Here is a 14,032-nt window from a genome sequence, read left to right on the forward strand (position 1 = left end):
ACCGCTGGCGGCTAGCCTATCCCCGGCCGGCAGTATAGCCCTGTACGCGGATCACAATTCCAGCCCTTTCAGACGGATATCCGGAGTTGCGGGCACGCGCCCTGCACGAGGTCCTGCAAGGAATTGAAACGTGGTGCGCGGCTCGGGCGGGCCACGACCTGGCGCCCGATGTCCGGCGGCATCGCGGCCCTGTGCCACCGGGCGTTGCCGCGTCGCGTGGCCGATTCGGCGGTGTCGGGCAGGACGCGGACCCGGAGCCGCGGCGCTACCCGGCGCACGATGGCGCCCGACCCGCCCGCGTTGGCGGTGCCGCGGCAGGACGCGGTAGGGTGTGCATCCCCGTCCGATCGGACCACAGGCTCATGCCCGCGGCCAGCCCCAGCACCGTTGCTTCCGAGTCCGTCGCCTTCATCGGTGGCGGCAACATGGCCCGCAGCCTGATCGGCGGGCTGGTCGCCGCCGGCACGGACCCGGCCGCGATCCGCGTGGCCGACCCCAACGCCGCGGCACGCGACGCGCTGGCGGCCGATTTCGGCGTGCACGCCTTTGCCGATGCGACCGATGCAGTGGATGGCGCGGGCACCTGGGTCTTCGCGGTCAAGCCGCAGGTCATGCGCGAGGTCAGCGCGGGGCTGGCGGCCCCCGCACGGGAGGGCGCGCCGCTGGTGATCTCGATCGCCGCCGGCATCACCTCGACGCAACTGGCGCGCTGGCTCGGTGGCGCGGTGGCGGTGGTGCGCGCGATGCCCAACACCCCCGCCCTGCTCGGCGCCGGGGTCACCGGCTTGTATGCGAACGCCCTGGTCGACGCTGGCGGGCGCGCGCGCGCCGAACGGCTGCTGTCCAGTGCCGGGGCGACCGTCTGGATCGATGACGAAGCCCTGATGGACGCGGTGACCGGCACGTCCGGCAGCGGCCCGGCCTACGTCTTCCTGCTGGCCGAAGCGATGGAGGAGGCGGCGATCGCCGAAGGCCTGCCGGCCGCGGCCGCCCGCATGCTGGCGTCGCAGACCATCCTCGGCGCCGCGCGCATGCTCACCGAATCCGGCGAACCGCCGTCGGAACTGCGGCGACGGGTCACCTCGCCCAACGGCACCACCCAGGCCGCGATCGAGACCTTCGAGACCGGCGGGTTCCGCGCGCTGGTGGCGGGCGCGATCCGTGCCGCGACCCGGCGCGGCGGCGAGCTGTCGGCGGCAAATGACTGAGGGACCTGCGATGCGGCTGTTGCGCCCCGGACTGGTGCTGACGCTGGTCGTGCTGTCGGCCTGCGGAATCGACCCCTCGTCCCGCACCGATCTGGCCGAACACGCCGAGGCCGCGCGCCAGCCGGCCGAACTGCAGGTGGGCGATGCGCGCATCCACGCCAGCCTCGCGCCGACCGCGGCGTTGAGTCCGGCGATCGCCTCGCGCTACGGCGTCGATCGCGGCCGCGACGTCCAGCTTCTGCTGGTCGGCGTGCGCCAGGGCCCGACCGGCGACGAGGTTTCCGTGCCCGCGCAGGTGGTCGCGCGCGTGCGCGACCTGCGCGGCGTCAGCCAGGAGGTCGCAATGCGCGAAGTGCGCAGCGACGGGTTCATCGACTATGTCGGCGCAGTGCGGGTGGCCCCGCCGGACACGCTGGCATTCGAGGTCACGGTCCGCCGCGAGGGCGCGGATGCGCCGGCGGTGCTGCGCTTCAGCCGCGAGGTGTTCGCGCCCAGCGGCGGATGATCGCCGCGATCGCGCCCACGCCATCGGTCAGCGCGGCGGGGCCCGGCTGCAGGATCAGCGGCGACCTGATCTCGTGCAGTTCACCGTCGCGCACCGCCGGGATCGCGTCCCAGCCCGGCCGCGCCGCGACCTTCTGCGGCTGGAACTTCTTGCCGCACCAGGATCCGAGGATGATGTCCGGCGCGCGCTCGACCACGGGATCGCCGCTGGCGAGGATGCGCGCCTTCGCCAGCGGCTCGGCCGACAGTTCCGGGAACACGTCGTCGCCGCCGGCGATCCGGACCAGTTCGGACACCCAGCGGATGCCGGTGATGATGGGCTCGTCCCACTCCTCGAAATAGACCCTGGGCCGTCGCGGCAGTCGGGACGCCTCGCGCGCGATGCGCTCCAGCCCCGCCTCCAGTTCATCGGCATACGCATCCGCACGCGCCGCGGCCCCCACCAGCGCGCCGAGCCGCCGGATGTAGTCGACGATGCCCTCGACGCTGCGATGGTTGGCGATCCACACCTCCACGCCCCGCCGCACCAGGGTCGCGGCGATCTCGGCCTGGATATCGGAGAAGCCGACCACGAAGTCCGGTTCGAGCGCCAGGATCGCGTCGATCTTCGCACTGGTGAAGGCGCTGACCTTCGGCTTCTCCCTGCGCGCCTGCGGCGGACGCACGGTGAAGCCGCTGATGCCGACGATGCGGTCCTGCTCGCCGAGTGCGTAGAGGACTTCGGTCGGCTCCTCGGTCAGGCAGACGATGCGGCGCGGGCCCACGCTAGAGCCGCTTGCGGAAGTAGACCACGCGTTCGGTCTCCTCGAATCCGCAGCCCAGGTGCGCGGCGTGGGACGGCACGTTGCCCAGCAGCGCGTCGGACGCCAGTTCGTCGCAGCCGATGGCGCGCGTCCACGCTTCGACGCCGGTGACCAGCGCGCGGCCGACGCCCCGCCCGCGCCAGGCCGGCGCAACGTACCAGCCTTCGAGGAATCCGACCGGCGACGACCCGGTGCCGTTGACGTAGTCGACACGCCGCCGCGCCTCGGCGAAGCCGATGGCCTCGCCGTCGACCGAAACCGCCAGCAGCACGCAGGCGCCGCTCGCCGGTTGCAGTGCCGCCCGCAGTTCCCGCGGCGCATCGACGCCGGCCTCGTCCGGCCACAGCGCCACCCGCAAGCGCCCCCAGGCGGCCGCGTCCACGAGCGGATCGACCGGGCGCACCGCGAAGCCCGCCTCGGCCTTCACGGATACAGCATCCGCTTGCTGCACTGTCCCGTGCAGTCGAATTCGTACAGCCAGCGCTCGTGCAGCCGATACTCGGCGCCGTACCAGAATTCGATGCGGTCCGGGCGCACGCGCAGCCCGGTCCAGCGCGCCGGGCGCGGCACCTCGCGGTTCGCGAACTCGCGCTCCAGCTCCTCCACGCGCGCATCGAACGCCTCGCGCGAGTCCAGCGTCTCCGACTGCCGCGAGGCCCAGGCCCCGAGCTGGCTCACGCGCGGACGCGAGGCGAAGTAGGCATCGGCCTCCTCGTCCGGCACCGTGGCCACGCTCCCCTCGATCCGCACCTGCACGCCCTTGCGCACGCGCGGCCAGTGGAACAGCAGCGCCGCCTGCGGATTGACCTGCAGTTCGCGGCCCTTGCGTCCGTCCAGATGGGTGTAGAACACGAAGCCGCGCGCATCGTGCTGCTTGAGCAGCACCGTGCGCGCCGAGGGGCGCGCGTCCAGCGCCGCGGTCGCCACCGTCATCGCGGTGCGATCGGGTTCGCCTGCGGCCAGCGCTTCGGCGAACAGGGTGTCGAACGTGGCCAGGGCTTCGGCCTGGAGGTCTGCACAGTCCATTGCGCTATTGTGGCGCGATGTCCCGCGCCGCGCATCCCGTTCCGCCGGACGGCTTCGACGAGGCCTTCGTCGCCGGCGTGCTCGATGATGCGCTGGCGCACGACGCACGGGTGTACGGTCTTTCCGGCCTGCAGGGCACCGGCAAGTCGACCCTCGCAGCGCAACTGGTGGCCGCGGCCGACATGCGCGGGCTGCGGGCGGTGGCGCTGTCGCTCGACGCCTTCTACCTCGACCTGCCGCAACGCCGGCGCCTCGCACGCCGGGTCCACCCGCTGCTGGCCACACGCGGTCCGCCGGGCACGCACGAGGTGGCGCTCGCCTGCACGACCCTGGACGCGCTGCGCGACGGCGATTCCGTGACCCTGCCGGCCTTCGACAAGCTCGGTGACCGCCGCCTGCCACGCACACGGTGGCGGCGGGTGGCCGACGTCGACCTGGTCGTGTTCGAGGGCTGGTGCCTCGGCACGCCGCCACAGGATGCCGACGCGCTGCGCGTGCCGGTCAATGCGTTGGAACGCGAAGAGGATCCCGATGGCCGCTGGCGAGGGTTCGGCAACGACGCGCTCGCCCGCGATTACCCGGCGTTATGGCGGCGCGTGGACCGCCTGCTGTTCCTGCAGCCGCCGGGCTTCGAGGTGGTCCCCCGATGGCGCTGGCAACAGGAGCAGGCGCTGCAGGCGCGCGAGCCCTCGCGCCCGGGCATGACGCGCGCGCAGGTCGAACGGTTCGTGCAGCACTACGAGCGCGTCAGCCGCCACGCGCTGCGCGCGCTGCCCGCGATCGCCGACGTCGTGGTCGCGCTCGACGCCGACCGCAGACCCCGCCCCGATCCCGTGCGGGAGCGCGTCTAGGCGCACCGCCAGCGGCGAGTGCCGCGTCGTGGTCCAGAGCCGCCGGCGGATCCGGGGCGAAGCCGCCGGTACTGGACGACCCGCGCGCCGGTGGCGCTGAAGGGCGGCGACGCGGCGACGCAGGAACGCCAGAAGCGAGGCGAGCATGCCCGCAAGAGGACCTGGCGTTCGCGCACGCCGCCGGCACGCGTCCGGCTACCGGAAACAGCGGACGCTCAGTCGACGAAATCCCCGATATCGCTGTCGCGCCACAAGGCCGGCAGCTGCCGGCGGGGACAGCGGCTTGAACTGCTCTCCCAGCCGTCCTCGCGCTTCGCGCGATACCGGGTCTCGCTCAGGATCTCGAAGCTGGAGACGGTGGCCGCGGGCCCTTGCCCTCCGTCGCCATAGCCGTGCTCGCACTTCTCGGTCACCCGATAGCTGGACGGGCCGGTCCGTTCGATCCGCATGAACCTGCAGAAGTACGGCGGCGTGGTGTAGCCGGCATAGCCGTCGCCGTCGCGGCGCATCAGGTGCAGCGTGGCATTGGACGCCTCGTCGCAGGGCGTGTCGTCGGCGACGTAGTAACCGCGCCGCAGCGGCAGTTCGTCCACGACCGACGCGTCGGCCGCGGGCGGAGCATCCGTGGCGGCGGACACGTCCCCGGCCGCCTCGCAGGACGCGCAGACGGCCGCCAGGAGGCCGGCAAGCGCGATGCGTTTGCGAATGTGCTGGATCATCGCCATGGCTTGACCTCCTCCCGGTCATCATGGATGTGGGCCGTGCAACGAACGAGTCTCGATCCGGTCGCACGGGACCTGCAGCCGGATCGCACCAGAGGCACGGCGAGCGCCGCTTCCCGCCCGGGCCTGCCGCTCATCCGCTATTTCCTGCGCATGTCCTGCAGGGCCTCGTTGATCTTGAACAGCACGATCATGATTTCGCAGTAGATGCGCGCCAGCAGCGCCATCAGTGCGATCAGCATCGGCGCGGCGACGACCATGCCGAAACCCGCGAACCCCGAGTACTCCATCACCCCGAAGCCCTTGGACAGCAGCACCAGCCCGGCGACCGCCGAAGCCGCGAGCAGCAGCCAGTAGATGAAGGTGACGATCTTCGGGGTGATCATCGAATCGAAATGAAGCAGGTCACGCATGGTGTCTCTCCTGTTGGTGTCTTCTCGGCGAAGCGTCGGCCTGCCCCGCCCACTTCGCGGCCGCCGGACGGCGCGCGGCCGGCGCTCCGCGACCGCCCCGCCTCACTCCTTGCGCACGAAGCGCAGCCCCATCGGCCCCGACAGCGTGTCCGCGTCGATGCGGGTGAGCACCAGTGCCGCGTCCGAAGCGTCGGGATGCATGATCCGCACCCGGTCGCCCTCGATCTCGTAGCGGAGCTCCAGCTCCACCCCGGCGAGCGCGGTCGACTGCACCACGCGACCGCCGCGTTCGAAGGTATAGGTGCTCAGTCCCATCTCGTCCTCGAACGTCCCGGCCAGCCCACCGCCGCAACCGGCGAGTACGACCAGCGGGATCGACAACAGCCAGGCCCTGGTCTTCATCCCGTCACCCTCCGTCCTTCCCGTCGAAACGGCGCTCGCCCAGCAGCGCCGGCTGCCGGTACCTCGTGCTGACGATCCCGTACCCCAGCAGGGTCGCGCTGAGTTCCACTCCGTCGCCGCGGCGGCGGATGCCGGTCAGGCGCAGGCGGCTGTCGAGCGTGACGCGGCGCTGGTCGTCGTTCCTGGCGAGGACGTCCTGCGCTGCGGCCGGATCCAGCGGCCAGAAGTTCAGCTCCCCGGGGTTGTCGATGCGCAGGCTCACGACCTCCTCCTGGAACGGCGGGGGCGCCGCGCGCGCCGAGAAGCGGAACGCGCTGCCGGGGGTGAATGCGTCGAGGTAGTAGCCGCCACGCGAGGCGTCGTACTCGCTGAAGGTCGCGCTGACGTTGAGCCGCAGCAGGCCGACGCCATCGGTGCCGTCGTAGACCGCCTGCAGGCGCGCCTGCTCCTGCCCGCGCACCTCGTCGCGCTCGAACTCGTTCGCCCTCGCCACCGCATGCTGCGCGGCCGCCCATTCGGCGAGTGGCGGTTCGCGGCCTTGCAGCCGGTAGCCGAGCAGCACCATCTGCAGGTCCTCGGGATGGGCGAGTTCGCGGGTACCGAAGCCGCTGGCGGCCGCGGGCGCCATCGCGGTAACGGCCGATGGCGACGCGCTGGATGCGCCGGCATGCCTTTGGCCCACGGGCGACCCCTGCTGCGCGCCTGCAGCGGCGGCGGACAGGGCCGCGGCGGTCTCACCGTCGCCAGCGGGCTGGTCGCCGCTGCCACCGCCACAGGCCACCAGTGCCAGCAGCGCCGCGGCGAGGACCGCATCTAGCGCGCGTCGCGCGCGATCACAGGCGCACATCGCCCGCCTCCCCTGCCTGCTGCACTTCCGCCTCGCGGCGCGCCTGGCCGAGTTGCTGCAGTTCGGCCTGCATCGCCTCGACCTGCGCGAACAGCTCGCCCTGGTGCAGCATCGCGCTGCCCAGTTCCATCGCCAGGCCCGGGTTCCCGCCGCTCAGCGACACCCGCGCGCGGATGTTCAGTCCGCAGCCGTCGTTCCAGCGCGCGCTGGTGTTGCCCTTGTACGCATGCACGGCGCCGCGACAGCGCGAGAACATCGGGTTGGCCTCGGCCAGTGGCTGGCCCGCCTGGTCGAACATCCACTCGAGGTCGCGATATCCTGCGGTGTAGCCGCGCGGCTTGTCGGAGGCCTCGGCGATCTGGGGCGGGCCGTACTTGGACGCCAGCGCATCGAGCAGCGCCTGCACCGGCGGCATCGAGCCCTCGCGGAACGTCTGCGTACGCCACACGCCCAGAGCGGTCTCCTTCCCCGGCGCTCCGGGCGTGGCCACGGTGACGATCTCGTCGACGTGTTCCCATTTCAGACCGCCCTCGCACTCCTGCCACTCGCGCTGGAAGTTGCACGGGCGGTGCTCGCCCTTGCGCACGGTGAAGGTCTGCGTGCCCAGTTCGACCCCGTGGGTCTCGAGCCGGTCGAGCCAGCGGTTGCCGGGCTTGACCTGCGCATCCTCGCCGAGCGCGCAACGCGTCGTGGCCAGGGCCTCGTCGGCGCTCATGCCGATCCGGATGCCGATGATGTCGGGTCCGGACAGCTCCGTCCGGACCTCTGGCGGACAGCGCAGCGCGGCGCTGCCGTCCGCGACGGCCGCGGGCGCGGCGCCGTCTGTGGCGGCCGATTCGCCGCCGGAGCCCGCATCTTCCTCCCGCGTGCCGCCGCAGGCGGCGAGCGCGAGCGTGGCGGCCAGGCACACCCCCCATTGCGTCCGGATATCGTGCATTGCTTCTCTCCCATCACGTGGCCGGTAGGTTCCCGTCCGGCCGGTTCATGTCGTCCCGGCGTGCCCGGGCCCGCCGCGCGACCGCATTCAGTCCAGCAGCAGCACCTCGACCCGCCGGTTGACCGGATCCTCCGGCGCGGCGGGCAGCTTCAGTCGATCCTCGCCGTGGCCACGCACCTCGAGGCGACCGGGCGGGAAGGCGAAACGCGTGACCAGGTAGTCGCGCACGGCCTGCGCGCGGCGCCCGGACAGAGCGCGGTTCGCGTCCGCGCGGCCGACCGCGTCGGTGTGTCCATGCAGGCCGACCCGGCGCTGCGACAGTGCGGGCGACAGCAGGATCCGGCCCAGTTCATCGAGCTGGCCGATGCCGTCGCTGCGCAGCGTGGCCTGGCCGAAGTCGAACAGGATGTCGAGATCGATCCGTCCGTCCGCGGCGAGCGCCGCGCCGATGCCGCCGGCATCGACCAGTCCGGGCTGCGCCACCGGCATGGCGATCGCGCATTCGGCCCTCGCCGGCGCCGGCGAGGGCCGGCGTCCGAGGTCGAACCGCTTGCAGGCCGCAGCGCCCCCGACCTTGCCGCTGAAGCGCCCGCCCTGCGCATCGACGTGGCCGTCGAAGTCCACCATCCGGTAGCCGCCGGGCCGCAGCCGCCACTGCCCGCCCCGGAGCCGTAGCCGGCCGGTGCCCGGATCGTAGTCGCCGTCCATCGTGAAGCAGCCGGTCGGCACCTTCGGGTTGCGCGGATCGGCGTAGAAGTGGAACAGCGCCCGCGCACTGGTCGGGGTGGCCTCGGCGATGCTCAGGGTCAGGCCGGTCAGTCCCTGCGCGCAGACGTAGGTGCCGACCCATTCGCCCACGACCGTCCGCGGACCGGGGTCGGTGCCCGGCCTTGCGCCGGCGGCGACCGCGGCCTGCGCGGCCAGCACGCAGGCCAGCGCCGCTGCCGCGAACGTGCCCAGTAGGCCCCTGGTGCTGCGCATTCCGGATCTCCCGCCGCGAGATGCCTGGAGACTGCGCGGCGCTGCCGGGCAAGTCCTCGCGCCGCGTTCAAGGAACCTTCAAGCCACCCATCCGCGGGCGTCACCGGCGGCGAACCGCACCCCTGCGCCGCTCCCGCTGGCTATCATCGGGGCATGCCACCGGATCTCCCGCAGCGCGATACCCGGGTCTATCGCTGGCGCTTCGGCGCGGTGGAATTCGACGAGGCGCGCCACGAACTGCGCGTGTCCGGCCTGCCGGTCGAGATCGAGCACAAGCCGCTGCAGGTGCTGGCCCTGCTGCTGCGCCACGCCGGCGAGGTGGTGACCAAGGAAGAGCTGTTCGAAACGGTCTGGGCCGGTCGCGTCACCGTGGACCACGTCCTCGCGACCGCGATCGGCAAGCTGCGCAAGGCGCTGGACGCCGGCGGCGAGGGCCGGATCGCGACCGTGCCCCGGATCGGCTACCGCTTCGACGGTCCGCTCGAACGGATCGCGGTCGGCCAGCGTCCCGGCAGCGAACTGAAGCTGGAGCGGGGCCAGCCGGTGCCCGGCCGCGAGCACTTCCTGCTCGAACGCGCGCTCGGGCACACCCTCGGCAGCGAGGTCTGGCTGGCGCGGCACCCGCGCAGCCGCGAGTCCCGCGTGTTCAAGTTCAGCCTCGGCGGCGAGCGGCTGACGGCGATCAAGCGCGAGGCCACGCTGATGCGCGTGCTGCGCGACACCCTGGGCGAGCGCGAGGACTTCGTCCGCGTGCTGGACTGGAACTTCGAGTCCGACCCCTGCTTCCTCGAATGCGAGTACGGCGGCGAGTCGCTGCCCGAATGGGCGGACAGTCACGACGTGCTCGCCGGCTGGCCGGCGCCGCAGCGCCTCGCGTTCTTCCTGCAGATCGCGGCGGCGGTGGATGCGGCGCACGGGGTCGGGGTGCTGCACAAGGACATCAAGCCGGCGAACGTGCTGGTGCGCCGCCGCCAGGACGGGCACTGGCAGGCCTGCCTCACCGACTTCGGCAACAGCCGCCTGCTGCAACCCGAACGGCTGGCCGAACTGGGCATCACCGGTCTCGGCCTCACCCTGACAGGCGCACTTCCCGGAGACGGCTCCGGAACCCCGCTGTATCTCGCGCCGGAACTTGTCGCGGGCCAGCCACCGACGGTGCGCAGCGACCTCTACGCGCTCGGCATCCTGCTCTACCAGCTCCTGGTCGGCGACCTGCGCCGGCCGATGGCGCCGGGCTGGGAACGCGACATCGACGATCCGCTTCTGGTGGAGGACATCACCCGCGCCACCGACGGCGACCCCGCACGGCGGCTGGGCAGCGTGGCCGAACTGATCGACCGACTGGCCTCCCTGCCCCGCCGCCGCGAGGACGCGGCGCGCCGGGCCGACGCCGCGGAAGCGGCCCTCCTCGCACGCCGCGCGCTCGAGCGCACGCATGCGCGGCGGCCATGGATCGTGGCCACCATCGCCGTGCTCAGCATCGGCCTGCTGGCCAGCTCGCTGCTGTGGTACCGCAGCGAACGGCTGCGCGAGTCCGCGACCATGCAGGCCGCGCGCGCCGAAGCGGTGGCGAACTTCCTGAGCGACGACCTGCTCGGCGCGCTCAGCCCCGGCGGCAGCGGTTTCGAACGCGACCCGAGCATGCGCGAAGTGCTGGAACTGGCCTCGACCCGGGTCGCCGAACGGTTTTCCGACGATCCCGCCACCCGCGGCGGCGTGCACGCCGCGCTGGGCCAGGCCTGGCGCACGCTGGGCGACCGCGAACGCAGCATCGACCACCTGCGCGATGCCGAGCGGTATTACGCGCGGGCCTTCGGCGCGTCGGATGCATTGACGCTGCGGACGCGCTATGCGCTGGTGCGCACGCTCGCGTACTCGAACACGCCGCAGCACATCGCGGAAGCGCACGGGCTGCTCGCCGGCACCGACGCCGCCGCCGGGCAGCGACTCGACGACGACGACGAACTGGCGCTCGAGGCGGCCTATGCGCGCGGCGTCTTCCACTTCCAGCAACTGCAGATCGAACCCGCGCTCCAGGCCTATCGCCGCGCCGACCGCCTGCAGCGCCTGCTGCGCCCGGACGATGCGCTGACCGCGGTCGCGATCCGCGAGAGCCTGGCCGACGGCGCGCTGCGACAGGGCGATCTCACCGGCGCCATCTCGCAGCTGCGCGCGATGCTGGCCGATCCGCTGTTCGACGCACGCCGCATCGGCGAGGGTAAGGCCGCGGGCCAGCGGATCATGCTGGCAAGGGCGTTGCGCAACCTCGGCCGCTACGACGAGGCCTTGCCGCTGGCGCAGGCCGCCGCAGCGACCACCGAGCGCATCCTCGGCCCGGACGACTATTCCACCCTGGTGCAGCTCTCCACCGTCGCCAGCATCCACGACTACGCGGGCGACTGCGACCGTGCGCTGGAGATCGCGCGGATCGTGCACGGGCGCATGGTCGCGCGCTACGGCGCGCAGCGCCAGGCCACGCTGATCGAGACCGGCAACCTCGGCTTCAAGGAGTACGACTGCGGCGAGCGCGAGACCGGCCTGGACTACCTGCGCCAGGCCGAGCGCGGGCTGCGCGAGCGCTACGGCGAGGACAATGTCGCCGCCCACAGCTTCCGCTACGCGCTGGCCAAGGCGCTTGCCGACCAGGGCCGCTACGCAGAGGGATTGCGCATGGTCGACGGGCTCAACGTCGCCTCGCTCACCGCCGGCGACTCCACGCCGGGCTGGGAACAGCGCCTGCGCGCGCTGCGCGGCCGCCTGCTCCTGCAGTCGGGCGATGTCGACGCCGGGCGCGCGCTGCTGGCCGAGGCGGTGCCTGCACTGGTCGCGCTCGGCAGCGAGGACACCGCCGACATCGGACAGTTGCAGGCGCTACTTTCCGGAGACGACCGCGCCCCCGTGGAATAGCCGCGTGGTCAATCGACCACGAAGGTCACCCGCATGTTCACGCGCCACTCGGTGATGTTGCCATCCGCGTCGGTGACGACCTTGGTTTCGTTGATCCAGGCGCCCTGGATGTTCTTGACCGTTTCCGCGGACTTCTTCAGGCCCGACCGCACCGCGTCCTCGATGCTGGTGGCGGACGATGAATTGATCTCGATGATCTTGGCGACGGCCATGTTGGACCTCCTTGCTGCCGGCGACATTGCCGGACCCCACAGCCTGCGCCATGCGCCGTGAACGCGGCGGCCAGGCCGCTCGGCCTGCTAGGATCCGGCGGATGAATCCCGCCCCGAACCTCGTGCTCGTCGGACCGATGGGTGCCGGCAAGTCTTCGATCGGCAAGCGCCTGGCCGGAAGGTTCGGCCTGGCGTTCGTCGATGCCGACCGCGAGATCGAGGCGCGTACCGGCGCGAGCGTCGCCACCATCTTCGAATGCGAGGGCGAAGCGGGCTTCCGCGCGCGCGAGGCGGCCGCGCTCGAGGCCCTGCTGCAACGCGAGGGCTTGGTGGTGGCGACCGGCGGGGGTGCGGTGCTCGACCCCGGCAGCCGGGAGCGAATGCGCGCGCGGGGTTTCGTCGTCCACCTGCAGGTCAGCCTGGCCCGGCAACTGGAACGGCTGGCGCGCGACCGCAGCCGCCCGTTGCTCGCCGGCGACGATCGCGAGCAGGTGCTGCGGCGCCTGTCGGAACTGCGCGCGCCGCTGTACGCCGAGGTCGCCGACCTGTGCTTCGACACCGACGCGCTGTTTCCGCCGCAGGCCGCCGCGCAGCTGGCACGCCTGCTCGATGCGCAGTGGACACGCGCCGCCCGTCCCGATCTCCAGGAACACCCTGCATGAGCCACGACCGCACGGTCGCCGTGGGCGGCGCCCACCCCTACCACATCAGCATCGGCCCGGGGCTGCTCGACGATGGCGAGCGGCTGGCCTCGACCCTGCGCGGCAGCGACGCGTTCGTGATCAGCGACGACAGCGTCGCGCCGCTGTACCTGCAGCGCGTGGTCGATGCGCTGGCGCGCGCGCGTCCGGGCTTGCGCATCGGGCACTGGACGCTGCCGGCGGGAGAAGCATCGAAGACCCTGGAGGGGTTCGGTCGCGCGATCTCGGCGATCGCCGAGGCCGGCATGCGTCGCGACGCCACGGTGTACGCGCTCGGCGGCGGCGTGGTCGGCGACCTCGCCGGCTTCGCCGCGGCCGCGTGGATGCGCGGGATCGACTGCGTGCAGTTGCCGACCACGCTGCTGGCGATGGTCGACTCATCGGTCGGCGGCAAGACCGCGGTCGACCTGCCGCAGGGCAAGAACCTGGTGGGTGCCTTCCATCCGCCGCGCGCGGTGCTGGCCGACACCGGCAGCCTGCGCACGCTGCCGGCGCGGGAACTGCGGGCGGGGCTGGCCGAGGTGGTGAAGTACGGCGCGATCGTCGATGCGCCGTTCCTCGACTGGCTGGAGGCGCATGCAGATGCGCTGCTGGCCGGCGACGACGACGTCCTGGCCGAGGCGATCGCCCGCAGTTGCGCGCACAAGGCCGCGATCGTCGAGCGCGATCCGTTCGAGCACGGCGAGCGCGCCCTGCTCAACTTCGGCCACACCTTCGGCCACGCCATCGAGACCGAACAGGGCTACGGCGGACTGGTCCACGGCGAGGCGGTCGCGGTGGGCATGGTGCAGGCGGCGAGGCTGTCGGAACGCCTGGGGCTGGCATCGCCTGCCGACACGGCGCGACTGCGCGGCCTGCTGCAGCGGCTGGGCCTGCCGGTGGACGCGCCCCCGGGCCTCGACGCGGATGCGCTGGTCGCGCACATGCGCCTGGACAAGAAGGCGCAGTCCGGCGGCCTGCGCTTCATCGTCTGGGACGGTGCGGGGCGCGCGCGGGTGCTGGCGGACGTGCCCGAGGATGCAGTGCGCGAGGTGCTGCGCGGCTGAGCGGGCCCTTCGTCGGCACGGGTACTGCTTTGCCCGCGCCGCGCGATCCAACCCGGCTGCAGCCCGCCACCGCCGCGGCATCTGGACAGGCACGACGTACAATGCCCGGCCCATGCGCCTGCTCCTGCAACAACGCCCCGATGGCCGCGAAGCCCCCCGCTTCGTGCAGCTGACGCTGCAGCCCGACCTGCTCGGCGGCTGGACCCTGCTGCGCGAAACCGGCCAGACCGGCGGCCGCAGCACCCTGCGGCGCGAACTGTTCATGGACCACGCCGGCGCGCTGGCCGCACTCGAGCAGGCGCGCGATGCCCAGCTCAGGCGTGGCTTCCAGCTGATGTACGCCGAAGGCACGAGCGCGCCGAAGTGACGCCATCTCCCGCCGGGACGCCGGCCCTCCTTCGCATCCATGTCATTGCGGGCGTAGCGAGGAACCCGCTTCATGTCCGACCGCCCCGGACCCGGGGCCGGCGCC

General features: G+C 72.4%; 18 protein-coding genes. 8 read left to right on the forward strand and 10 right to left on the reverse strand.

What is annotated here, in order from left to right; genetic code table 11:
- Positions 1–362 precede the first annotated feature (362 nt).
- The gene (proC, locus tag FZO89_RS04965) at positions 363–1,208 is read left to right on the forward strand and encodes a pyrroline-5-carboxylate reductase (protein ID WP_149102208.1); all 846 of its coding nucleotides are present in this window, start codon (positions 363–365) and stop codon (positions 1,206–1,208) included.
- Positions 1,209–1,218: 10 nt separating this feature from the next.
- Positions 1,219–1,713 (forward strand): DUF4426 domain-containing protein, encoded by a 495-nt coding sequence (locus tag FZO89_RS04970; protein ID WP_187471045.1) that lies wholly within the window; start codon positions 1,219–1,221, stop codon positions 1,711–1,713.
- Here the strand turns inward: FZO89_RS04970 and FZO89_RS04975 are convergent.
- Genes FZO89_RS04975 through pdxH form a run of 3 tightly spaced genes read right to left on the reverse strand, consistent with a single transcriptional unit; the run spans position 1,679 to position 3,541 of the window.
- Positions 1,679–2,476 (reverse strand): ABC transporter substrate-binding protein, encoded by a 798-nt coding sequence (locus FZO89_RS04975; RefSeq protein WP_149102210.1) that lies wholly within the window; start codon positions 2,474–2,476, stop codon positions 1,679–1,681. The two genes, FZO89_RS04970 and FZO89_RS04975, sit on opposite strands and share 35 nt — an antisense overlap.
- A gap of 1 nt (position 2,477) precedes the next feature.
- Positions 2,478–2,942, reverse strand: a complete 465-nt coding sequence (aac(6'), locus tag FZO89_RS04980) for an aminoglycoside 6'-N-acetyltransferase (protein WP_425480420.1) — start codon at positions 2,940–2,942, stop codon at positions 2,478–2,480.
- A complete protein-coding gene (pdxH, locus tag FZO89_RS04985) occupies positions 2,939–3,541 on the reverse strand; it encodes a pyridoxamine 5'-phosphate oxidase (protein ID WP_149102211.1) in 603 nt (200 codons plus the stop codon). The genes aac(6') and pdxH overlap by 4 nt, the downstream gene beginning before the upstream one ends.
- Positions 3,542–3,558: 17 nt before the next feature.
- Between pdxH and FZO89_RS04990 the strand changes: the two genes are divergently transcribed.
- A complete protein-coding gene (locus tag FZO89_RS04990) occupies positions 3,559–4,392 on the forward strand; it encodes a kinase (protein WP_149102212.1) in 834 nt (277 codons plus the stop codon).
- A 215-nt stretch (positions 4,393–4,607) separates the two neighbouring features.
- Here the strand turns inward: FZO89_RS04990 and FZO89_RS04995 are convergent, their stop codons facing one another.
- From FZO89_RS04995 to FZO89_RS05010, 4 genes are all read right to left on the reverse strand, one after another.
- Complete coding sequence (locus FZO89_RS04995) at positions 4,608–5,117, reverse strand: hypothetical protein (protein ID WP_149102213.1); 510 nt, start codon at positions 5,115–5,117, stop codon at positions 4,608–4,610.
- 137 nt (positions 5,118–5,254) lie between these two features.
- Positions 5,255–5,527, reverse strand: coding sequence for a DUF4282 domain-containing protein (locus FZO89_RS05000; protein WP_149102214.1), 273 nt, complete (start codon positions 5,525–5,527; stop codon positions 5,255–5,257).
- A gap of 102 nt (positions 5,528–5,629) precedes the next feature.
- A complete protein-coding gene (locus FZO89_RS05005) occupies positions 5,630–5,929 on the reverse strand; it encodes a hypothetical protein (RefSeq protein WP_149102215.1) in 300 nt (99 codons plus the stop codon).
- Between the two features lie 4 nt (positions 5,930–5,933).
- Positions 5,934–6,557 carry a hypothetical protein gene (locus FZO89_RS05010; protein ID WP_187471046.1) on the reverse strand — a complete coding sequence of 208 codons (624 nt, stop codon included), beginning with the start codon at positions 6,555–6,557 and terminating at the stop codon, positions 5,934–5,936.
- A gap of 39 nt (positions 6,558–6,596) precedes the next feature.
- Between FZO89_RS05010 and FZO89_RS18460 the strand changes: the two genes are divergently transcribed.
- Positions 6,597–6,746, forward strand: coding sequence for a hypothetical protein (locus tag FZO89_RS18460; RefSeq protein WP_187471047.1), 150 nt, complete (start codon positions 6,597–6,599; stop codon positions 6,744–6,746).
- Positions 6,747–6,762: 16 nt separating this feature from the next.
- On the opposite strand, the gene FZO89_RS05015 is transcribed toward FZO89_RS18460, so the two are convergent.
- Positions 6,763–7,713, reverse strand: coding sequence for a hypothetical protein (locus FZO89_RS05015; RefSeq protein ID WP_149102217.1), 951 nt, complete (start codon positions 7,711–7,713; stop codon positions 6,763–6,765).
- Between the two features lie 87 nt (positions 7,714–7,800).
- Complete coding sequence (locus FZO89_RS05020) at positions 7,801–8,694, reverse strand: OmpA family protein (RefSeq protein ID WP_149102218.1); 894 nt, start codon at positions 8,692–8,694, stop codon at positions 7,801–7,803.
- 153 nt (positions 8,695–8,847) lie between these two features.
- Here FZO89_RS05020 and FZO89_RS05025 point away from each other — a divergent pair, with 153 nt between their 5' ends.
- Positions 8,848–11,601 (forward strand): protein kinase domain-containing protein, encoded by a 2,754-nt coding sequence (locus FZO89_RS05025; RefSeq protein ID WP_149102219.1) that lies wholly within the window; start codon positions 8,848–8,850, stop codon positions 11,599–11,601.
- Positions 11,602–11,609: 8 nt separating this feature from the next.
- On the opposite strand, the gene FZO89_RS05030 is transcribed toward FZO89_RS05025, so the two are convergent.
- Positions 11,610–11,813 carry a dodecin family protein gene (locus tag FZO89_RS05030; RefSeq protein ID WP_149102220.1) on the reverse strand — a complete coding sequence of 68 codons (204 nt, stop codon included), beginning with the start codon at positions 11,811–11,813 and terminating at the stop codon, positions 11,610–11,612.
- 101 nt (positions 11,814–11,914) lie between these two features.
- Between FZO89_RS05030 and FZO89_RS05035 the strand changes: the two genes are divergently transcribed.
- From FZO89_RS05035 to FZO89_RS05045, 3 genes are all read left to right on the forward strand, one after another.
- Positions 11,915–12,475, forward strand: a complete 561-nt coding sequence (locus tag FZO89_RS05035; RefSeq protein ID WP_149102221.1) for a shikimate kinase — start codon at positions 11,915–11,917, stop codon at positions 12,473–12,475.
- Positions 12,472–13,560: a 3-dehydroquinate synthase gene (gene aroB / locus FZO89_RS05040; protein WP_149102222.1), complete on the forward strand. Its 1,089-nt coding sequence runs from the start codon at positions 12,472–12,474 to the stop codon at positions 13,558–13,560. The genes FZO89_RS05035 and aroB overlap by 4 nt, the downstream gene beginning before the upstream one ends.
- A gap of 112 nt (positions 13,561–13,672) precedes the next feature.
- Complete coding sequence (locus FZO89_RS05045; protein ID WP_149102223.1) at positions 13,673–13,927, forward strand: WGR domain-containing protein; 255 nt, start codon at positions 13,673–13,675, stop codon at positions 13,925–13,927.
- Positions 13,928–14,032 lie beyond the last annotated feature (105 nt).

Source organism: Luteimonas viscosa, assembly GCF_008244685.1.
GTDB classification, from domain to species: Bacteria; Pseudomonadota; Gammaproteobacteria; order Xanthomonadales; family Xanthomonadaceae; genus Luteimonas; species Luteimonas viscosa.